General features: G+C 46.9%; 15 protein-coding genes, 1 tRNA gene and 1 pseudogene. 8 read left to right on the forward strand and 9 right to left on the reverse strand.

The features are described from left to right. The first annotated feature begins 48 nt into the window (after positions 1-48). A complete protein-coding gene (locus XZ46_RS18495) occupies positions 49-900 on the forward strand; it encodes a tetratricopeptide repeat protein (protein WP_006668443.1) in 852 nt (283 codons plus the stop codon). Between the two features lie 11 nt (positions 901-911). Here XZ46_RS18495 and XZ46_RS18500 read toward each other — a convergent pair whose 3' ends face one another. Next, on the reverse strand, positions 912-1,310 hold the full coding sequence (locus XZ46_RS18500) for a response regulator (protein WP_006618172.1): 399 nt from the start codon (positions 1,308-1,310) through the stop codon (positions 912-914). 285 nt (positions 1,311-1,595) lie between these two features. Between XZ46_RS18500 and XZ46_RS18505 the strand changes: the two genes are divergently transcribed. The 4 genes from XZ46_RS18505 (at position 1,596) to aqpZ (ending at position 7,198) form a co-directional block, all read left to right on the forward strand. Then, a complete protein-coding gene (locus XZ46_RS18505) occupies positions 1,596-4,226 on the forward strand; it encodes a DNA gyrase/topoisomerase IV subunit A (protein WP_008052472.1) in 2,631 nt (876 codons plus the stop codon). A gap of 121 nt (positions 4,227-4,347) precedes the next feature. Then, positions 4,348-4,590, forward strand: a complete 243-nt coding sequence (locus XZ46_RS34555) for a hypothetical protein (RefSeq protein WP_157883451.1) — start codon at positions 4,348-4,350, stop codon at positions 4,588-4,590. A 414-nt stretch (positions 4,591-5,004) separates the two neighbouring features. Next, positions 5,005-6,198, forward strand: coding sequence for an ABC transporter ATP-binding protein (locus XZ46_RS18510; RefSeq protein ID WP_008052841.1), 1,194 nt, complete (start codon positions 5,005-5,007; stop codon positions 6,196-6,198). A gap of 253 nt (positions 6,199-6,451) precedes the next feature. Continuing rightward, complete coding sequence (gene aqpZ / locus XZ46_RS18515; protein WP_006624338.1) at positions 6,452-7,198, forward strand: aquaporin Z; 747 nt, start codon at positions 6,452-6,454, stop codon at positions 7,196-7,198. Positions 7,199-7,320: 122 nt separating this feature from the next. Here aqpZ and XZ46_RS18520 read toward each other — a convergent pair whose 3' ends face one another. Next, complete coding sequence (locus XZ46_RS18520) at positions 7,321-8,943, reverse strand: peptide chain release factor 3 (protein ID WP_035760108.1); 1,623 nt, start codon at positions 8,941-8,943, stop codon at positions 7,321-7,323. Positions 8,944-9,207: 264 nt separating this feature from the next. Between XZ46_RS18520 and XZ46_RS34560 the strand changes: the two genes are divergently transcribed. After that, positions 9,208-9,759, forward strand: a complete 552-nt coding sequence (locus XZ46_RS34560; RefSeq protein ID WP_008052523.1) for a hypothetical protein — start codon at positions 9,208-9,210, stop codon at positions 9,757-9,759. A 308-nt stretch (positions 9,760-10,067) separates the two neighbouring features. Here the strand turns inward: XZ46_RS34560 and XZ46_RS18530 are convergent, their stop codons facing one another. Both XZ46_RS18530 and XZ46_RS18535 read right to left on the reverse strand, forming a co-directional pair. Continuing rightward, positions 10,068-10,544: a Crp/Fnr family transcriptional regulator gene (locus XZ46_RS18530; protein WP_006624335.1), complete on the reverse strand. Its 477-nt coding sequence runs from the start codon at positions 10,542-10,544 to the stop codon at positions 10,068-10,070. A gap of 58 nt (positions 10,545-10,602) precedes the next feature. After that, a complete protein-coding gene (locus tag XZ46_RS18535) occupies positions 10,603-13,635 on the reverse strand; it encodes a HEAT repeat domain-containing protein (RefSeq protein ID WP_006668437.1) in 3,033 nt (1,010 codons plus the stop codon). 168 nt (positions 13,636-13,803) lie between these two features. On the opposite strand from XZ46_RS18535, the pseudogene XZ46_RS37385 reads away from it, so the two are divergent. After that, positions 13,804-14,909, forward strand: a pseudogene (locus XZ46_RS37385) (RNA-guided endonuclease InsQ/TnpB family protein). 122 nt (positions 14,910-15,031) lie between these two features. On the opposite strand, the gene infC reads toward XZ46_RS37385, so the two are convergent. Then, positions 15,032-15,574 carry a translation initiation factor IF-3 gene (gene infC, locus XZ46_RS18550; RefSeq protein ID WP_006624331.1) on the reverse strand — a complete coding sequence of 181 codons (543 nt, stop codon included), beginning with the start codon at positions 15,572-15,574 and terminating at the stop codon, positions 15,032-15,034. A gap of 174 nt (positions 15,575-15,748) precedes the next feature. Between infC and XZ46_RS18555 the strand changes: the two genes are divergently transcribed. Beyond that, entirely contained in the window at positions 15,749-16,723 is a 975-nt protein-coding gene (locus tag XZ46_RS18555; RefSeq protein WP_006624330.1) for an alpha/beta fold hydrolase, read from the forward strand. A gap of 267 nt (positions 16,724-16,990) precedes the next feature. Here XZ46_RS18555 and XZ46_RS18560 read toward each other — a convergent pair whose 3' ends face one another. The 4 genes from XZ46_RS18560 to XZ46_RS18575 all read right to left on the reverse strand — a co-directional run bounded on the left by XZ46_RS18560 (position 16,991) and on the right by XZ46_RS18575 (position 21,420). Next, entirely contained in the window at positions 16,991-18,172 is a 1,182-nt protein-coding gene (locus XZ46_RS18560) for a PQQ-dependent sugar dehydrogenase (RefSeq protein WP_008052530.1), read from the reverse strand. Between the two features lie 57 nt (positions 18,173-18,229). Continuing rightward, positions 18,230-18,826, reverse strand: coding sequence for a peroxiredoxin (locus tag XZ46_RS18565; RefSeq protein ID WP_006624328.1), 597 nt, complete (start codon positions 18,824-18,826; stop codon positions 18,230-18,232). 206 nt (positions 18,827-19,032) lie between these two features. Then, a tRNA-Met gene (locus XZ46_RS18570) sits at positions 19,033-19,105 on the reverse strand. A gap of 137 nt (positions 19,106-19,242) precedes the next feature. Further along, positions 19,243-21,420: a peptidoglycan DD-metalloendopeptidase family protein gene (locus XZ46_RS18575; protein ID WP_006668433.1), complete on the reverse strand. Its 2,178-nt coding sequence runs from the start codon at positions 21,418-21,420 to the stop codon at positions 19,243-19,245. Between the last annotated feature and the right edge of the window lie 5 nt (positions 21,421-21,425).

Here is a 21,425-nt window from a genome sequence, read left to right on the forward strand (position 1 = left end):
CTCTGGACATCAATTTTTAGCCATTTCACAAGTCGCCATTTCCGCCTAATGAGGCAATTAGGGGGGTTACTACTGACCCTCCCCCTGTGGTTAAGTCTGGCGGGTGTGCGCCAAGCAGCATTCGCCCAAGCCCTATTACCTTACACTCTGCAAGTAGACTCAGAACATTTACAACAAACCGGAGATGGTTTAATTGAAGAAGCCGCCCAACTCACGCGATTTCAGCAATACCAACTCGCCCTACCCAGGGCTGAATTAGCGACCCAATTAGCACCCAAAAACTATCAAACCTGGGCTTTATTAGGTAGCCTTTACGTCCAGGTTGATCGCATAGAAGCCGGAATCGAAGCCCTAAACAGAGCCCAAGCCTTAGCCCCTGACAACCCAGCAATTAGGTTTGTCTTAGGGGATGCTTACTTTCGCAAAGGAGAGTATCAGAGGTCTGTGGAGGAAATCGAACAGGGTTTAAGAATCAATCCTAACGTTCCCGGAGCCTTGTTTGATTTAGGTAATGCCTATTTTCAACTGGGAAAATTCGACGAAGCGATCGCCAAATACAAAGAAGCCTATAACCTGGAAAGACTCCTCTGGCCAGCAATTAATAATATTGGTTTAGTGGAATACGAACTCGGTAAAACCGATTCAGCAGTGCAGCGTTGGGAAGAGGCTTTTGCCATTGATGAAACCGCCGCCGAGCCATTGTTAGCCATTGCAGTAGCCCTTTATCGACAGGGCGACACAGAAAGGGCTTTAACCTTGGGAGAACAAGCCCTGCAACTAGATAGTCGTTATGCAGAGCTTGAATTTCTCCGAGAAAATCTCTGGGGCGATCGCCTCATGGAGGATGCTCGGACTTTTTTTTCCACACCTCGGATGCAGCAAACCATCAGCCGACTCTAAGGATAGCATAGCTAATCCTTGGGGAGTAGGGACTTAATTTTATTGACAAATTCTTGATGATCAATGACAGGTTTGGAAATATAGTCGTCAGCGCCACTTTCCGCCAAAAAATCTTCGCGATCGCCCGCCATAGCGTGGGCGGTCACTAGAATAATTGGTAACTTAGCTGTATCTGGATCAGCCTTGAGCAACTGGGTAATTTTAATCCCATCGACTGCTTTACCCAGATACACACTGCGAGCCAATGACACATCCATCAAAATCAGGTCAGCCTCTTTAGTGCGAGCTATCTGCATTACTTCGTCTACGTTTTCAGTGTGCTTAACCGCTAATCCCCCTCGTTTGCTCAAAATTTTGGCAAAAACGCGGGCATTAACCGGATCGTCTTCTACAATCAGAACGGTCTTCATCAGAGTCTCCGCTGGACATACTCTCCAGTTACGATGTGCAATCATAACACGACGTTGATAGTATTGGGCGAACCCCAAAAATCCCCGTCTGATATCATTATGACCACAAAACAGCAACTTGAACCTGATTTAACCCGCAATTGAATCTGAAAATTTTGGTCAAAACCGGGCAACATTGCAGTTAACCTAAAATAGTAGGCTCCGAAATCGTCCTTAACTCAGGTGTTGAAATCCCTAGAGTTTCCCAAATATTAAAATTGCTAAACCCTAAAATCGATCCAACTCATGGCTAAACAGTTAAATTTTCTGAGCGGGGAAGTGATACCCACATCATTAACCAATGAAATGCAGCAATCGTACCTCGAATACGCCATGAGTGTAATTGTGGGGCGAGCGCTACCAGATGTCCGAGACGGCTTAAAACCAGTACACCGTCGCATATTATATGCGATGCACGAACTAGGGCTAACACCCGATCGCCCTTATCGTAAGTGTGCGCGGGTAGTTGGGGACGTATTAGGAAAATACCACCCCCACGGCGACCAGTCGGTATATGATGCTCTAGTGCGGTTAGTGCAAGAGTTTTCTAGTCGTTATCCGTTATTGGCGGGTCACGGTAACTTTGGTTCGGTAGATAACGACCCTCCCGCCGCCATGAGGTATACAGAGACCCGGTTAGCTGCTATTGGTAATGAGGGACTGCTTACCCAGGTAGGAGAAGCGACGGTTGATTTTACGAGTAACTTTGACAATTCCCAACAAGAACCCACAGTTCTCCCGGCGCAACTACCGTTTTTAATCCTCAATGGTAGCTCTGGTATCGCAGTAGGTATGGCGACTAATATTCCTCCCCACAATTTAGGGGAGGTAGTCGATGGCTTAATCGCTTTGATTGATCATCCCGACCTTTCCGATCAGAAGTTAATGCAACTCATTCCGGGACCGGACTTTCCCACTGGGGGGGAAATTGTGGCTACAGCAGGGATTACAGAAGCCTACACATCAGGGCGAGGTAGTATTGTCATGCGGGGGGTCGCGAAAATTGAGCAGGTACCAACGGCGGGTCGTAAACGCACTAAAAATGCGATTGTGGTGACGGAATTACCTTTTCAGGTCAACAAAGCCGGATGGATTGAAAAGGTGGCGGTTTTGGTGAATGCGGGTAAATTGGAGGGGATTTCTGATATCCGAGACGAAAGCGATCGCGAAGGGATTAGAGTGGTAATCGAACTGAAACGGGAAGCCACCCCAGAAGTGGTGCTGCATAATCTCTATCAGCACACGGATTTGATGTCGAAATTTGGGGCGATTTTCCTGGCTTTGGTCAACAGTCAACCTCGACAACTGAGCCTTAAACAAATCCTCCAGGAATTTCTAGGGTTTCGTGAACAAACTCTCCTGCGTCGCTATAGATCCGAGTTACAGATAGCGGAACGTCGCGCTTTGATGGTGGGAGGCTTACTCAAGGCTTTAGCAGCTTTGGATGAGGTGATCGAGATTTTGCGAAATGCTCCCGATGGTACTTCGGCTAAAATATCCCTAGAAACTCGTTTAGATCTGACTGGCGAGCAAGCCGATACAATTCTAGCTATGCCCCTCAGACGATTGACGCAGTTGGAAGGGCAAAAGTTGCAGCAGGAAGCGGCGGAGTTGGCGGCGCAAATCGATCGCCTGCGCCTTTTATTATCAGAGCGCGCGGAGTTATTAAAATCCCTCAAAAAGGAATTGCGATCGCTCAAACGTCGATATTCAGACCCACGTCGCACTCGCATTGTTTCTTCAGAACCCCAGGAATCTCCCTCCGTGTCTGTCCCCTCTTCTAAGGAGGTGCATCCCTCCTCAAAACCTACGAAATCCAAGATTTTACGCCCCCAATTACCGGCCGTAGAAGAGACTTTGGTCGAAATGACCCTAAAAGGATATGTGCGACGAGTGACTCCCAGCGCCCTGTCTCGTCCCCAGTCCCGTGAGGATATTACGATTGAGGCGATCGATGATTTTCCCGTAGCTTCTTATCTAACTACCACAGCGGAAACCCTGGTGATTATTAACCGCATGGGTAAGGCTTACCCCTTGAGCGTCGCTGATATCCCCAGTGTTTCTCAGAAGTCCCGTGGTGTACCTTTAATCACGTTATTATCCCCCTCCGCCACCAAAGATGCCAGTAGTCGCCCTCAAGATTTGATTGTAGCTGCATTTGCGGGGGCGGGTTTACAAAGCTCTCCCCTAAGACGGACAACTGATGGCGGAACCTCCCCCAAGAGTGCTTTTTCCCCAGAGACTGATTTAATCATGCTATCAGCAGAGGGGAAGATTAAGCGCTTCTCCGGGACTGATTTCATGGATTTGAGTGCTAGGGGGATTACGGTAATGAAACTCAAAGATAATGATGAGTTGAGTTATGCTAATCTGGCTGCTACAGGCGATCAAGTGGTTTTAGCTACCTCTGGAGGGCGGCTGTTGCGTTTGGATATTAATTCTGAGCAGATCCCGGTCATGGGAAGAACCGCTCAGGGTTCTGTGGCTACCCGACTCCGAAAAAATGAACAGTTGGTGGGCTGTATTACGCTGTCATCAACGGGTGAGTTAAACAACCAGTTTATTCTGTTGGTGTCAGAACAAGGGTATTTTAAACGGATTTCTCTACAAAGTCTCCAACGTTCCCGTCGAGGGGGAATTGGTACTCAAATGTTACAGTTTCACACCCGTGATGATGCTTGTCGGGGGTTGGCGGCGATTAGTCCCGGTGAGGTTGTCTATTGTTTAACCAGTGAAAATCGTATGGTAACTTTAGTTCCTGATGTGGTTCCGGTTTGGGGTAAGGATGGTTATGGCGATCGCATGGTGGAATTGAATTCTGGGGAACGCATTTTGTCGGTGGTTAGCCCCATTTACCGTACAACAATGGAGGGTTAATCACTGAGAGCGATCGCTTTTTCCGTCATATCTCTCCCTGTTGGGTTTCACCCTAGCAACAAATGTTGGGTGAAACCCTAGCAACAAAGAGCGATCGCTTTTTCCGTCATATCTCTCCCTGTTGGGTTTCACCCTAGCAACAAAGAGCGATCGCTTTTTCCGTCATATCTCTCCTCTCCCTGTTGGGTTTCACCCGAGCCACAAAGGGCGATCGCTTTTTCCGTCATATCTCTCCCTGTTGGGTGAAACCCGAGCCACAAAGGGCGATCGCTTTTTCCGTCATATCTCTCCCTGTTGGGTGAAACCCAAGCAACAAATGTTGGGTTTCACCCGAGCCACAAAGGGCGATCGCCTATTTGAGTAGGTTGGGTGGAGGTACGGAACCCAACACCACCATCTCACCCTACTAACTGAGCGCGAATCAAACGATCGCACCCGGTGGGGGTAGGCGGTTGATGATCAGATCGCTCCGAGTTATTAAAATCCCTCAAAAATGAATTGCGATCGCTTAAACCTCCATAGTCCAGTTAGTCCTTGGTACTCAGATGTTAAACTCTCCGTCATCATGATATGCTTGTCGGGGGTTAGCCGCGACTACTCCCGGTGAGGTTGTATATTGTTTAACCAGTGAAAATCATTAGGTAACTTTAGTTCCTGATGTGGTTCCGGTTTGGGGTAAGAATCGTTATGGCGATCGCCTGGTAGAATTGAATGCTGGGGAACCGATTTTGTCCGTGGTTAGCCCCATTCACCGTACAACAATCGAGGGTTAATCACTATGGCGATCGTCGTTTTGGAGAATATTTATAAGCGTTTTTCCCCGGAAAATACCCCCTCGGAAACCGACCGAGATAGAGCCGTCCTTCGTAATATTAACCTCACCGTCCGTGATGGTGAATTTATGGTGTTTGTCGGACCTTCTGGCTGCGGAAAAAGTACCCTATTACGCTTGATTGCTGGCTTGGAAACTCCCACAGCCGGAAAGATTTGGATTGGCGATCGCTTAGTTAATGATTATCCTCCCAAAAACCGCGATGTCGCTATGGTATTTCAAAATTACGCCCTATATCCCCACATTAAAGTTTATGATAATTTGGCTTTTGGGTTGCGACGTACTGGCCAACCCGAAAAATTGCCTCAAAGACTAGCCGGAACTATAAAGCGATCGCTCCCTTTTCCTAATTCCTTCCGTAACCAGTCTAGTCGGGAACGTTCCATTGCGCTGCGAGTACAACAAATTGCTGAGATGTTGCAAATTGAACCCCTACTAGATCGGTTTCCCAAACAACTTTCCGGCGGTCAAAAGCAACGGGTCGCTTTAGGAAGGGCTATGGCTCGAAATCCCCAGGTTTTTCTCATGGATGAACCCTTATCTAATTTGGATGCTAGGTTACGCACCGAAATGCGATCGCAAATTGTTGACTTACAACGACAGTTAGGAACTACCACTATTTATGTTACCCACGACCAAACCGAAGCTATGACCATGGGGACTCGAATTGCTGTCCTGAATGGCGGACAAATTCAGCAAATTGACAGTCCCATGGTTTTGTATAACTCCCCCGCTAATCGTTTTGTCGCCGAGTTTATTGGCTCTAGTCCCATGAATTTTATCACCGTTAAACTGTCCAAGTCCGGTGAGTTAATCCATCCCCATTTTCGCCTCAGTTTATCTCAGGAAACCATAGCTAATCTCACGAATTTGGCTGATCAGTCTATCGTTTTGGGCGTGCGTTCGGAACATTTAACCCTCGCAGAACCTAGCCCGAATCATCTTAATGTCAGGGTTGAACGGGTCGAATCCTTGGGACATGAAACCCTGTTATTTGCTAGGTTTACCCACCCCCCAGAAGATGGCTTACAGGTGAGGATTCCCGCAGCCATTGATGTCAGTTTGGGGGATAAAATTAACTTGGCGATCGCCCATGAAAAAGTGCATCTTTTTCACCCACAAACAGGCGATCGTCTTTGATTAACTATGTTTAATTAACTCTATAACTGCTTTTCCACAGGATATATAAGCCATACCTGGTCTCAGGGCATACCCAACAAATACTAGATATCTGTTAGGTTAACATATAGTTATATGTTCATTGAATCATAGTCTAGGGCTTCCAGATAGCCACGACAATTATAAAGTTTTACTAACAACAATTCACTCCCAGAAGCAGACGTGATAGCATTGCTGCTTAAACTTACCCAATTAGTTATTTGAGGTGAAAAAAATGCCCCTGAATAAACGGTGCATCGCCGAGTTTCTCGGTACGTTTTGGCTCGTGTTCGGAGGTTGTGGTAGTGCGGTATTAGCAGCCGAATTTCCACGGGGTGTTGATAATCCTTTTGGGATTGCCTTTATTGGTGTGGCGATCGCCTTTGGTCTCACCGTATTGACTATGGCTTATGCCATTGGTCACATTTCCGGTTGTCACCTTAACCCGGCAGTTTCCTTTGGTTTATGGGCAGCAAAACGCTTCCCAGCCTCGGATTTACTCCCCTATATTGTCGCTCAGGTTATAGGTGCGATCGTTGCCGCCGGTTTGGTCTATCTAATCGCCATAGGTCAACCAGATTTTATCCTTACTGGTACTAATCCTCTGGCTACTAATGGTTTTGGGCCTCACTCTCCCGGTGGCTTTTCCTTACTTTCGTGTTTAATCACAGAAGTAGTTCTGACATTCATGTTTTTGATGGTGATTTTGGGATCAACAGATAGCCGAGCCCCCAAGGGCTTTGCTCCTATTGCTATTGGTTTAGCCCTAACCCTAATTCACTTAATCAGCATTCCCGTGACCAACACTTCTGTTAACCCCGCTCGCAGCACAGGACCAGCCCTGTTTGCTGGCGTAGAATTGTTTAGTCAAGTGTGGTTATTCTGGTTGGCTCCCATTGTAGGAGCGATCGCCGCCGGATATGCCTATACAGCCTTATTTTCTGAAACGCCAATCGAAGAAACCCCCGCTATTGTCGAATAACTAACTATTGCGCTTCCCTCCATATACAACACCACAAGGATCCTCATTGTCTTTCTGTCAATTCTGTATATACACACAAACGATAGGGACAACTATATGTTGTCCCTACTCAATTTTTCCCACTATTGCGGTTGCTGACCCGACACCACCGGAGCCGAACTTCTTAATTCCAGTTCTGGATGTTCCGACTGTACCTGTTGACAATTCCACTCATTCTTAAATAACAAAACTGGGCGACCCCAACTGTCCTTAACAGTAACAGTATTAAACAGTCTTCCCACCTTGGTTAACGCTTCCCATCCCCCTGCTACCCATCTAGCCACACTATAGGGTAACAATTCTAGGCGAGTTTCCACCCCATATTCATTCTGCATCCGAAACTGAACTACCTCAAACTGAAGTTGACCCACCGCCGCCAAAATTGGATCGCGTTTAGAATCATCCTGAGAATACATGATCTGAATTGCTCCCTCTTCCCTCAGTTCTGTAATACCCTTATTGAACTGCTTAAATTTAGACGGATTAGGATTTTTCAGATAGGCGAAAAGTTCCGGCGAAAAACAGGGAATCCCCTCATATTCCAGTTTTTGACCATTGTAGATAGTATCACCGATCGCAAATACTCCCGGATTATTTAAACCAATGACATCCCCAGGATAAGCCGCCTCAATTGACTCACGATCCTGCGCGAACAGTTTTTGCGGACGTGACAGACGCACCGTTTTTCCGGTTCTAGCATGGCTAACCGTCATGTCCTTCTCAAATCTTCCTGTACATACCCGCACAAAAGCCACGCGATCGCGATGTTTCGGGTCCATATTCGCCTGTAACTTAAACACAAACCCTGTAAACTCTGGATAATCTGGGGGAATATCCCCAATCGTGCTATTGTGGGGACCTGGTTTTAACGAATATTCTAGGAAAGCATCCAGAAACAGTTGTACCCCAAAGTTAGTCATGGCGCTACCAAAAAATACTGGGGTCATTTTCCCACTATGTACCGCCGACAGATCCAAGTCTGAACCTAAAGCGTCCAACAGTTCCAATTCTTCCTTGAGTTGATAATACAGATCCTGGTCTAATAAATCCTCAATGCGCGGATCTCCCAAATCTATCACTGTATCTACCGCTTCCCGAGAACCGTGGGCTGTCCGTTCAAATAGATGAATTTGTCCCTTATGGCGGTCAAAAACTCCTTTAAAGCGATCGCCCATACCAATTGGCCAGTTTACCGGGTAAGGGTGTAACCCTAATTCCTGCTCAATTTCATCAAGAAGTTCCAAAGGTTCCCGACCAGGGCGATCCATTTTATTAATAAACGTAAAAATAGGTAAGCCCCGCATCTTACACACTTCAAACAGCTTCCGGGTTTGAGGTTCTAAACCCTTAGCTGCATCTTCCAGCATCACCGCATTATCCGCCGCCGCCAACGTCCTATAGGTATCTTCACTGAAATCTTGGTGTCCGGGAGTATCCAGTAAGTTAATCTGAGTGTTATGATATTCAAACTGCAACACTGTTGAAGTGATGGAAATCCCCCGTTGTTGTTCCATCGCCATCCAGTCTGATGTCGCGTGACGCTGCGACCTGCGGACTTTTACCGCTCCCGCTTCGTGAATGGCTCCTCCATACAGAAGTAGTTTTTCTGTTAACGTGGTTTTTCCCGCGTCTGGGTGGGAGATAATGGCGAAATTACGGCGGCGTTGCACTTCTAGCTGTAATTCGTCCTTAATTTCTGTTGACATAGGACCTTGATAGATTTTGCCATCTCCGACGTGACATCCTCCCGTCATCGAATCAAAGATTACGACACGGGCTTCCTTACCTCACGATAAGGCATTCCTGCTTCCTTGGTCTTCCCCAGCAGTTGTTGGTACAAGTGGCCGAAACCTCCCAACAGTCTTACCCCGTTCCGACAGCTCCACAGGCATTACCACCCAGAGTACCTGGGCTATTGAATTATCATAGCAGATACAAGACTTTTCTTTCCGCATTGACAGTAGGGGCGGGTGCTTCTGTCAGCTACTACCAACACCAGCAAGACTGCTACACCCGCCCACGGGGTGCTTCTGTCAGCTACTACCAACACCAGCAAGACTGCTACACCCGCCCACGGGGTGCTTCTGTCAGCTACTACCAACACCAGCAAGACTGCTACACCCGCCCACGGGGTGCTTCTGTCAGCTACTACCAACACCAGCAAGACTGCTACACCCGCCCACGGGGTGCTTCTGTCAGCTACTACCAACACCAGCAAGACTGCTACACCCGCCCACGGGGTGCTTCTGTCAGCTACTACCAACACCAGCAAGACTGCTACACCCGCCCTCGGACTGCTTCTGTCAGCTACTACCAACACCAGCAAGACTGCTACACCCGCCCTCGGACTGCTTCTGTCAGCTACTACCAACACCAGCAAGACTGCTACACCCGCCCTCGGACTGCTTCTGTCAGCTACTACCAACACCAGCAAGACTGCTACACCCGCCCTCGGACTGCTTCTGTCAGCCACGAACTGCTACACCTACCCTAGCCAAATAGCTGCCCAATTTTGGGATTAATGGGTAACTGTGTGTCCAAACATTAGCTTACAGACTAATCCCTTCCTACCAAACTAGAACTTTATTAACTTTTGTAACAAAATTTTAAGAAATGTTGCAAAAAATTTTTTTGGGGGGAGGGGGGGTTGCCTTTCGTGGCTACTTGCGCTATACTTTTAATATAATGGGATGGTTGTAAAATTTTTATTTGTGGCTATACCCAATTATTAAAGATATTGTCAATATAATAGCAGGAATGCCCTGGGTTGTCAATGCCCGCGAGGCAAAAAAGCGACCCCAATTTTTTTTTGAAAAAAAATCAAGATACATCAAGACCGAGGGGGTGGGACTTTAACTTCGGAAATGGAAGATTTAGGGTTTTGATCGTTGGCTTTTTGGTTCAATTCTCGGATGCGGCGAGATAGTAAGCGAATAATATTAACCGCAATACCAGGAGTCTCATCAATAGCATCATAAAGCTGCATCTGTGTGAGCATGAGACATTCACAGGGTTCTAGGGTAGTGACAGAAGCCGATCGCGGTTCAGCATCAAATAGAGACATTTCGCCAAAACAGTCTTCCTTACCCAAACGAGCCAATTCACGATCGCCATGATGAACCTTGACCTGACCAGAAACGACAATATAAAGCGATCGCCCTTCTTGTCCCTCAGTAAAAATACTTTGATTAGGGGGAAAAGACAATTCATCCATAACAGAAGCAAGACGCACCAAGAAATCATCCCTAAGTTCTTGAAAAATGGGGACTTTTCGGACAAACAATAGGCGTTGTACGCTAGTTAACATAATCAGACGAGGTAAAGCGCGAGTTAGTAAACTTGAATCCAGAGGGACTCCCCATTGCTCAAGGCATTTCGGTTTTTATGTGTACAGCTAATTCCGAGATTAATTGTTGTACTTGGTGAGCCACCAAAGGGTCTGGATCGGTTTGTAGCATTGGCAATAATTCTACCAAAGCCTGACGCGCTCCCATCTTGAGGTAAGCCAAAACAGCTTCCCGGACAAAACCTGTGGGATGTCTCAGACACATCAAAGTCTGTTCAGCGGTGAGACTCCAACTGGCGGACCGCGCTTGGTGGAAGCAACAAGCCAAAGACCAATCCGAGAGGAAATGGCGAAACTCCAGTAAACGACGAAGGCGCTCGCTAGGTGTCATTGGTTTATAGGAAATCAAAGGGGAGAGGTCCTCAATTTTTTGGACAATAGAGTGATTATCCAAAATGCCAATCAAGGCTCGTTTACGGGAAATATCAACAGTATTATCCAAGATTTCCAACCCACGAGCAATATTTCCCTGTTGTCCAGAGCGAATATTGAAAGCCGCCGCCTGAATAGATCCGAGGGAGTAAAGGAACTTCATCAGCAGAAAACAGCGGTCTATGGCATCAGATTCAAGATTACGGAGCGCGCGACAGAGCATTTCTAGGGGGGAAGCGACCTCAAGGGAGACAGTAGAAGGTAAGATAGGAGCTGTAGGTTTTTCAGGTTCGAGGTCTAAAAGAGTGCTATAGATTTGACCAATAAACATCAACTCCTGTTCAATTAACGTTTCCACCCCATTACGTCCAATGCGGTCTAAAGTTCTTTCAATCCCCGCATCATCGGGAATTTTCAGGAGAATGCGGAGAATATTACGTCGGGTGGTTCCCCAGGAAATTAACAGATTATCAATGAGAGTATCTAAGGCTTCTGGCGTACCAATTTCTCCCAAAGCAGACCAAGCCTGAAGTCTGACCAAATCTGATTTATAGATATCCGTTGCTATTCTCATTAATAGAGGAATAGCCTCATTTCCCAATCGGACTAAGGCCATTCTTGCTGCTTCTCTGGTAGAACGGTAGGAAACGGCTTTTAATAGGGAGCCATAGTATTCTTCCATCTTAGTAGCCGCAATGACTTCCAAGACCGAACAGCGGACCCTGAGAGATTCATCAGCGAGGAGGTCATTAAGATAAACTCGCAACCCTTGCAGATAATCAGCATCACCCAGAGCCCGGACTCCCATCACCCGTTCGGGTTCTTGATTAGAGACGATCATGCGGCGGATAGTATTAGTAGCCGCCGCTTTTTGTTCGCGATCGCCACGACGCATAATCAAGGCTGCGGCTGTTCCCCGTACCACCGGATCGACCCTTGGTTGTAGGTAAGGTTTCAACTGATTAATATCTGGGTTAGATTCAGTTAACCAGATATAGCGTAGTGCCAAAGCCAAAACTTCAGGAGGTAGACTGCTACGAGATAGGGATCTAATCGCCTCTAAATGAGCGGGATTAGGATAATCTAGCATCAGTTCTAGGGCTTGACGCTGAAGATTCGGGGACATAATCTCCAGTAGTGGAACCAGAGTATCCCCGACATTTTTAGGATCAAGTTGGCTGAGTAATTCAATACAGGAACGCTTATCAGCTTCTGGGGTTGGCTGTTTCAACTCATCGACCACCGATCGCTTGAGGCTACGCATATCAATATCTGTAGTTCCCAGGCGACCGCGTTCAGCACTACGGACTAGAAGTCTTACATATTGGGAGCGAATTTTCCAGACCACCCACAACCAGACAAAAGCCAACAAAATAATAGTTACGACAAAAATCAGACTTTGGTCTTGCAGGAAAATACCTTCTGGGACACCATCGGGTAAAAATAGGTTAATCAGCCACAGCAACAGCAAAATCCCGATACCACTCAAACCCGTTGACAGGGGTTCAAAGACACCATTAACCAGGGTCTGAATATCACTCCTAATATTTTCTGGTAGGGGTTGAAATAGAACCGTCCCGGTAGTTTCGATGAGAGTGTAGTGGAACAGTTCATCTAAAAATCTGAGAATCAAAAACCCTATAAATATGGTAAATAAACCCGTAGCCCCCCCTATCAAGGAAAACAGGCCCAAGGCGACTACCCCCACAGGAAGGATAGATGCTGTACCAAACACGCCTATTTTTTCGACCAAGCGACTGGAAGCAAACCACTGAGTGGCTACTTGGAAGGTACTCAAAACCCCCTCAAATAGTCCCAGGAAGCTAACAATCCAACTAGCGCCACCGATACTACGGTATTCTAATTGACTGAAAAACTGGAAATCGACCATGACATAGACGACTTCAGCCATGACGAAAAATAGCACCAAGGGAATGACATAGCCTTGTAGGGGACCTTTGAGGCTACGGGTACTAAATTCGGGGAGTTCGTCTTCGGGGGTCCACCGGGAAGAATCTGGGAAAGACTGTTCATATCTTTGGGACAGATAAAATAAAACACCTGCACCCACGAGAACCATAGTCCCAGATACTAGGGTGACATTGTTTAATCCTACAAATCTCAGCAATAGAGGTAGGGAGAAACCGCTAACCACCCCAGCCACCAGATAACCACTACTGATAATGGGATAGGTGCGCTTGATCTCCCGAATGTTAAAAAGTTGATTAGAGGTAATGGAGGTATTGAGATCGTTGAGAAGATAACAAGCCTCAACCCACAGCCACATGACAAATAGGGTAACAAACTGAAGACTTAATCCCAAGAACCTGAAATTTTCTATTCTCAAACCAAAACGAAATAGAAACAGGGGGATTGCCATCAGTAGTAAAATCAGAACAATCACCCGGCGCAGGGGTAAAAAGGTCTGTAACCGAGAGTAAACTACACCCAAACTAGACCCGATCCCAGCACTAGCAATATAAATCCAAGGCAGTTTTTCTGCCCCATATTGATCAATAAATAGGCCGACGGTACTTAGTTCTAACCAAATCAGTCCGATGGATGAAAAAGTATAAACTGCGAACATTAATAAGGTTCGCTCTACTTCTTCTGGGCGGAGATTTAGACCGCGTAGCACACCCTGTCCCACTCCTGCGGGTTCACCAATTCGCTTTTCCATCCCGTATTGAGACCCCTCAATGTTATCTGAAAACACCTGATAGCCACTTTGGCCGCCTCTCTTTATAGGGCGGATGTAGCGGCTAGGGCAAATTTATTCGCCTACCTACTATTGCTATCTTTTCATTGGTATCCTATAATAGCATAAGGTTGCTAGAGTGAGCAATGATTGTATACGAGTTCGCCCATCAAAGCTAAACCATCTCAGTACCAAGCTATAGACGAGGCTATTCGCACATCTCAGTTTATCCAAAACAAATGTTGGCGCTATTGGATGGATAATAAAGGGGGGGGTAAATATGACCTAAATAAATATTGTGCTGTCTTAGCGGCTGAGTTTCCTTTTGCCAAGGAATTGAACTCGATGGCTAGACAATCAGTGGCTGAACGCGCTTGGTTTGCTATTTCTCGGTTCTACGATAACTGTCAGAAAAAAGTTAAAGCCTTGACTTCGCTGAGTGTTAAGGGTAAAAAAGGTTTTCCTAAGTTCAAAAAACATAGTCGCTCTGTTGAATATAAAACTAGCGGATGGCAACTTTCGGAAACCAGAAAAGCTATTACCTTTTCTGACAAAAAAGGTATCGGGACTCTGAAATTAAAGGGAACCTGGGACCTGAACTACTACGACATCACACAAATTAAGCGAGTAAGATTAGTCCGCCAGGCTGATGGATACTATGCTCAATTTGCGATCGCTGTAGATGCTGTAGATGCTATGGTAGAGAAGTCTAAAAAGTACAGTTACGCTCAAAAGAAAGCCAGACAAAAACCATCTAAAAACTATCACAAAGCTAGAAATAGATATGCTCGTAAGCATTTAAGAGTAAGTAGGCAGCGAAAAGAATATTGCAAGAGATTAGCATATTCCGTTATCCAATCTACAGACTTGAATGTGAAAGGGCTGGCAAGAAATCGAAAACTAGCTAAATCTATTTCTGATGCAGGTTGGTCTACTTTTCGCAGTTGGCTAGAGTATTTTGGTGTGAAATATGGCAAGGTGACGGTAGCTGCAGAGCCTCGCTATACCAGCCAAGAATGCTCAAACTGGGGTCAATGAGTCAAGAAAACCCTATGAGAAAGAACACATAATGTGTTCGCACTGTGGGTATGTAGCCGACCGTGATGTTAATGTGGCAGTGAATATCCGGAAACGCGGACTAGCTAAGGCGGGGCACGCCGGAACTTACGCTGGGGGAGATTGGCTATCTTGGGCTGTTGGTGTAAACCTGCGGTCTAATGGCGAGTAGCGCGAACCAAGAATCCCCGTCTCTTTAGAACGGGGAGTGTCAACTCTTTTCTAAATTATCAGTTATGGGGGGGGAACTGGGGTTACTGGTTTATCATAACTGTAGCAGCAACAGGTTTGATAAATGACAATGGCCCGCAATTCCTAAGTCTCAGCTAGTTGTTTTTTTGGGAGCCAACAGCATCATCATGCTCCGTCCCTCTTGTTTGGGGGACTGTTGAACTTCTGCGTGTTCTTCTAGGTCTACTGCCATACGTTTGAGCAGTTCCCGGGCCAGGTTGCTATGCTGAATTTCTCGACCCCGGAACATGATTGTGGCTTTGACCTTATCGCCGGATTTAAGGAAGCGCTTGGCTTGATTCACACGCACCTGATAGTCGTGATCATCAATTTTGTAACGCATCTTAACTTCTTTGACATCGGCGGTATGCTGCTTTTTACGAGCTTCCCGAACTTTCTTTTCCTGTTCATATTTGAACTTCCCATAGTCCATAATCCGGCATACGGGAGGGTCAGCTTTATCGCTAACCAGAACTAGGTCTAGTTCCTTTTCCTGAGCTAGTTTCATGGCTTCCCTGGGAGTCATGATCCCTAGCTGACCGCCTTCGGTATCGATCAGGCGAATCTTAGGAAAGCGGATATTGTCGTTGATTTGAGGTAAGTTGCGATTTCTTTTTGATTCTATCACAGGCATTACAGGAATTTTAAGTTAATGAGGTTAACGAATGTCTCGAAAATTGTGGGTCGCACTAACCGAACATTGTACTGATTTCCCATATCAATAGGCTTGACATTTAATCTAAACTTTAGGGACCCTAGTATTTTAGGGGTAACTTTCAAGTTATGTTGCACTCAGGACGACGGTTAGATGGATTTACCAGACTTGCACAAACAGATGGGCTTTCAGCGTGATTGGATTTGGAGGGGTTGGAGAGTTCGCTATACTTTTCTGCGTTGGCAGCACCCTAAAGAGGCTAAATCGCCTATTTTTGAGGTTCAAGACCCACTCGGGAGCAACTCTCCTGTTCCTTTAATTTTCCTTCACGGCTTTGGTGCATCTATCGGCCACTGGAGACACAATTTGTCGGTCTTCAGTCATTCGCACCCAGTTTATGCTTTGGACTTATTGGGGTTTGGTGGTTCTGAAAAGGCGATCGCTCCATATAATGTTTCCCTCTGGACCGAATTGGTGCATGACTTTTGGCAAACTTTTATCCGCCGTCCGACCATCTGGGTGGGAAACTCTATTGGTTCTCTAATCGCCTTAGCAACTGTTGCTCAATATCCCAAAACCGCTAAAGGTTTGGTTATGCTCAGTTTACCCGATCCCGCCGCTCAAGCGGACTTATTACCTGGGTGGATGGTTCCCCCAGTTGAGTTAATCCAAAGTTTGGTTGCTTCCCCTATTATATTACGTCCCATATTCTATCTAGTGAGACAACCATCTGTCATCAGTCGTTGGGTTAAATTAGCCTATCACAATCCTGATGCAGTTACAGAGGAACTGATACATATTCTATCTACTCCACCCCAAGAACGAGGGGCAGCTAGGGCTTTTACTATTCTGTTTCGGATTATGGGGAGTTCTAAACTCGGCCCTGCTGTACGCAGTCTATTTCCCCAGGTGCAGGTTCCCATATTACTACTCTGGGGAAAACAGGATCGACTGATTCCCCTGAAACTGGCTAAACCTCACCTCTACCTAAAATATAATCCCCACATCAAGTTAGTAGAACTGGAGGGCGCGGGTCACTGCCCCCATGATGAATGTCCCGAACGGGTGAACCGGGAAATTTTCGACTGGATTAAAAGTTGCTTAGGGGAAACTCTAACTCTACCCTAACGCCGAACTCGTCACTGATATCGTCAGTCGTCCAGAGCTGTATCAATTTTCTGGCGGATTTGTTGATAATCCTGATGATTGAGGGCATACAACGGGGCTAATCCAATCCCCGCTGCGCTGTGAGACCAAGCTAGAAGACGCCAGTTCCCTAACCTGGGAGAAGGGTCAAATTCTGGAAAATCCGGTCAGTTGCACGCCAGGGGTTAGAATTGAGGCAGAAACTGAATTTTTCCGGATCCAGGAGACAGCCAGAAAACTCGCGCTAAGTTAATGAAGTCGAATTAACCGCCCGGGGGCGGCATCAGTCAACACATAGAGATGACCATCAGGACTTTCCCGAACATCCCGCACACGCTGACCGATCGCGATCGCTCGTTGGTCTATCACCTCACCGGACTCATTTAATTGGATATGATGCACGGATTGGGATACCAAACCCCCAGCAAACAAATCGCCCCCATGCACGGCTAACCCGGACGGAGCGATCGCTGGTGTCCAAACGATATGGGGGTCAACCATATCTGGATGGGTTTGGCGATCGGAAATCTGCCCCCCCGTATATTCCCGACTATGGGTTACAAGAGGCCAGCCGTAATTTTTCCCCCCTTTAATCAGATTTAACTCATCCCCACCAAGCGCCCCATGTTCCGTAGACCAAACGTGACCCCGTTGGGAATCAATGGCTAACCCCTGAATATTCCGATGACCATAACTCCAAATAGCAGGGTCACTATCAGGGTCTCCCTGCCAAGGATTATCACCGGGAATTGAGCCATCGTCATTCAGGCGTACAATCTTACCCAAATGACTCTCTCGATTTTGAGCCTGTAAGCGAATCAGTTCCCCATCGAGTTCCAGCGGTGGATTTCCGCCATCACCAATCGCCACCAACAGAGTATCATCGGGTAACCACACGATGCGCGAACCAAAGTGTTGTCCTCCCCGCTTCAAAGGAACAGCTTGGAAAATCACCTCGACATTCTCTAGGCTGTTTCCCCTTAACTCCCCTCTACCCACTGCCACCCCATTGGCTTCGGGCGTTCCTTGGGAATAGGTGAAATAAATCAATGAATTTTCCTCAAACCGGGGATGAACGGCAATATCGAGTAAACCTCCCTGATTCAGGACTAAGATTTCTGGCAACCCAGCTACAGGAGTAGGGTCGAGAACCCCATCGCGCACTATCCGTAAGCGTCCTGGTCGCTCAGTAATCAGCATTGTCCCATCAGGAAGCCACGCTAATCCCCAGGGATGTTCCAAATTCTCCACTACTGTGGTTTGTTCCCACTCCCGATTCAGAGGGATAGATGCACCAGACTCAACCTCGGTGGATAGGATTTGTCCTATAGGGTTTTCCGGTTGGGTTTCTACTCCGGTTGGTGTTGCACAAGCCATCAAGAGCAAACTTCCTAGCAAACTGCCAGCAATGGGAGTAAGGAGTTGAATCATCTTGAATCTCATGGGGCCTTGGTCACGGTCAACTGTTAACTATGCACTATTATTGATTTAGATAGCTGCGAAGAACTCTTTAGACTTAACTGGGTCGGGGTTCATGGTTTTATCTCCTGGCTTCCAACCTGCGGGACAAACTTCGCCGGGGTTAGCTTGCACATATTGGATCGCTTGTAAGGTCCGTAGGGTTTCGTCTACATTACGACCGAAGGCGAGGTTATTGATAGTGGCGTGTTGAATAATGCCATCTTTGTCAATAATGAACAGACCCCGCAGTGCAATTCCGGCTTCTGGGTCAAGCACATTGTAGGCGGCGCTGATTTCTTTTTTAATGTCAGACACTAGGGGATAGTTGAGGTCGCCAACTCCACCGGACTGGCGATCGCTTTGAATCCAAGCTAGGTGAGAAAATTCGCTATCGACAGAAACCCCTAAGATTTGGGTGTTAATGGCTGAAAATTCTTCAGCGCGATCGCTAAATGCGGTAATTTCTGTCGGACAGACAAAAGTAAAGTCCAGGGGATAAAAGAACAGAACAACGTATTTACCCCGATATTCAGATAACTTAATAGTTTTGAACTCTTGGTCAATAACCGCTGTGGCGGTAAAATCCGGGGCTGCTAAACCAACGCGAATACACTCACTTGTCATGGGTCAATCTCCTAATTCCTCTGAAAACCCAGTTTTTTATGGCTGAGTTTACCATTTGTTATGCTTGCATCATCCTGATCATACTATAATTGACCGCCAGATATTTCCGCCGGCGCGTTGGTTAGAGGCCCCGGTTTATGGGGGGCCTGGCTCAAAGGGTCCCATGTGTTTTTGTGTAGGACCCTAGGTTAAATCAGTTCAATAAATGGCTCTGGCGGGATTTGAACCTGCGACCTTGGGCTTATGAGTCCCCTGCTCTAACCACTGAGCTACAGAGCCTTGTTCTTCAACAATTTATAATCCTAGCACCTTTTCCCCATATATGGCAAGCTATCGCCCAAAAAATTTTCAACCTGTTAAGGGGGGGGAACAGACCAGGGGAAGATCTGGGTCTGTTCTTAGCCGCAAATTGGTCATTAATCCCTGGACAACAAAGCCATAGGATTGACAGCCCCATTTCCGGTGGGGTGAATTTCAAAGTGCAAGTGAGGACCAGTGCTAAACCCGGTGCTACCCATTTCCGCAATTAGCTGACCTTGGGTAACTTTCTGCCCTTTACTGACCAGATTCCGGTGATTATGAGCATAAAGGGTAACACTGCCATCAGGATGCTCTAGTTCCACCAAGTTGCCATAGCCACCGCTGTTCCAACCAGAAAAGATAACCACTCCCGGAGCGGCTGCTAAGATGGGAGTACCCACCGGACCGGCAATATCAATACCTCGGTGCATTCTTCCCCAACGCCAACCGTAGCCGGAGGTTAAAATTCCCTCGGCTGGCCAAATATAGCCAGCAAACCGTGTGGAGCCTCCCGGTAGGTAGGCATCCGGGCCAAGTAGTGGCGGTAAATCGGGGGAAACAATGCGACCGAGAGTAGGGTTCTGAAGTGGATCATAAGCACTAGCCCCCAGAGGAGCAGTAGCAACCAATGAATTGGGGTTATCTTCGGAACCTGGTTCTGGGCGGCGGGAAATCTCTTGAGTAGCCCCGTCTGAGGGTTTTTCCCCATCGATATCCTTTTGATATTGGTAGGCTGTGGGGTTAAACTCAGGGTTAATCCGTTGTAGTCGTCTGGGGTTAGGTTCAGTAGCAGCCAACACCTGATCAGCGGTTTCGGCTTTTTCGGCTTTCGCCTCGATCACTACTTCTTCTGGTTCCTGAGAAAAGCTGACAGTTTGATAGGAATAGGTGGGTTGAGACTGTTGAGCGTGGTACTCGTTTCGCAGTCGCTCAATCTCAGTTCTCAGGCGATCGCTATAGAGTCTACTGCCGCTGTGGCGGCGATTGAGAGGGGTAAGCCTTCTCTCCTCAGCATCAGCAAGACTAAATTCCCCATTACTACTGGGTTGGGACTCACCACTAGTTGATAGATCCTTTCGTGAAGCTGTAGTTGAGTTATCAGTATAGTTAGACTCTATGACAGGGGTTTGTTGACTGAGTTCCGAAAGTTTCCTGGGGGAAATGCGATCGCCGCCATCATTTGATGTACCCAAGCGATCGCCCAAATCCACTTTCAGGCCCACCGGTTTGGTGATATCGCCAGATATTTGGGACGGGAGAACTGTAGGAGTCACAGTTTGACTCAAGCGTAGTCTAACAGAAGCTCCCGGAGTATTGTTGTTAGTAGATGCTCTGTGGCTAGGAGTAGTAGTTTGGGCAGAACCCAAATCAATTCTGGAGTTGTTTAAGTTGTGATCTGCTGTGTAACTATCTCTTGGAGATGCCAGATAGTTATGCAAACGTTTAGGAATCCTCAGTTCTTGATCAACCTTAATCAAGTGAGGGTCAGTCAAATTATTAGCTCTAATCACATCATCTACTGACACCCCGTGGGCCTCAGCAATTCGAGCTATAGTGTCTCCTGAACTGACCTTATAGACCACCGAAACCGACTGAGTGGGGTCTGAGTCAATCACCAAGGTACCGGGAACCCTATTAAAGGAACTGATATCAGTTTCCCTAATTGTCTCCCTAACCGCATTGCTCACCTGGGAAGGTTGAGAAAACCGTGGGCTAGGGGCAGTGTTTTCCGTCACATCAGAGCTATAGGAGTCTGAACCGCTAATGCCATTTCCCACAGCCCTTTCTGTGGTGTCAAACCTTTCTATGGTGTCAAACTGATAGGGGAAAGGTTTTTCTTCAGATTTTGATAAAGACGGTTCCGAGACAACCACAGACCCAGGCTGGGCTTGCTCTTGGGCTTGAGTCTCGTTTTCCTGATGGTCAATAACTGCTGCTGGTTCTACTGGGGTTGCCGAACCCATAGACCCAGAATTAGATTCTGTCAGGTTTCGCAGAATGGATGGTTGCCAATCTGATGAATCAGATACTGAGTCGCCGTCTTGATTAAGTGCAGCTTGATTGGAAGAAGACTGCATCGATTTGGTGCTATCGGCTTTTAGTGACTCAGTAGCAGCACTACCCCCTTCGGGAAACAGAAGACCTGATGCAATCGCTAAACCCAAGAACGCAGCAGAGGTTTTTACCTTGCTCCGACTGGGGGCTGTCACCTGTTGTGTAGTTTCCACGTTCATATCTGTATTAATGGCATCCGTAACAACAGGCTGATTGTTGTGTGGAACTGTTCCTTTCAAAGAAC

This window comes from Limnospira indica PCC 8005 (assembly GCF_000973065.1).
Taxonomy (GTDB): Bacteria; Cyanobacteriota; Cyanobacteriia; order Cyanobacteriales; family Microcoleaceae; genus Limnospira; species Limnospira fusiformis.

Excerpts from the sequence above, each read along its gene's own strand:
- XZ46_RS18535 (WP_006668437.1), bottom strand. The coding sequence starts at position 13,635 with ATGGAAAAGCGAATTGGTGAACCCGCAGGAGTGGGACAGGGTGTGCTA.
- XZ46_RS18500 (WP_006618172.1), bottom strand. The coding sequence starts at position 1,310 with ATGAAGACCGTTCTGATTGTAGAAGACGATCCGGTTAATGCCCGCGTT.
- XZ46_RS18505 (WP_008052472.1), top strand. The coding sequence starts at position 1,596 with ATGGCTAAACAGTTAAATTTTCTGAGCGGGGAAGTGATACCCACATCA.
- XZ46_RS18555 (WP_006624330.1), top strand. The coding sequence starts at position 15,749 with ATGGATTTACCAGACTTGCACAAACAGATGGGCTTTCAGCGTGATTGG.
- XZ46_RS18495 (WP_006668443.1), top strand. The coding sequence starts at position 49 with ATGAGGCAATTAGGGGGGTTACTACTGACCCTCCCCCTGTGGTTAAGT.
- aqpZ (WP_006624338.1), top strand. The coding sequence starts at position 6,452 with ATGCCCCTGAATAAACGGTGCATCGCCGAGTTTCTCGGTACGTTTTGG.
- XZ46_RS18565 (WP_006624328.1), bottom strand. The coding sequence starts at position 18,826 with ATGACAAGTGAGTGTATTCGCGTTGGTTTAGCAGCCCCGGATTTTACC.
- infC (WP_006624331.1), bottom strand. The coding sequence starts at position 15,574 with ATGCCTGTGATAGAATCAAAAAGAAATCGCAACTTACCTCAAATCAAC.
- XZ46_RS18510 (WP_008052841.1), top strand. The coding sequence starts at position 5,005 with ATGGCGATCGTCGTTTTGGAGAATATTTATAAGCGTTTTTCCCCGGAA.
- XZ46_RS18530 (WP_006624335.1), bottom strand. The coding sequence starts at position 10,544 with ATGTTAACTAGCGTACAACGCCTATTGTTTGTCCGAAAAGTCCCCATT.
- XZ46_RS18520 (WP_035760108.1), bottom strand. The coding sequence starts at position 8,943 with ATGTCAACAGAAATTAAGGACGAATTACAGCTAGAAGTGCAACGCCGC.
- XZ46_RS18560 (WP_008052530.1), bottom strand. The coding sequence starts at position 18,172 with ATGATTCAACTCCTTACTCCCATTGCTGGCAGTTTGCTAGGAAGTTTG.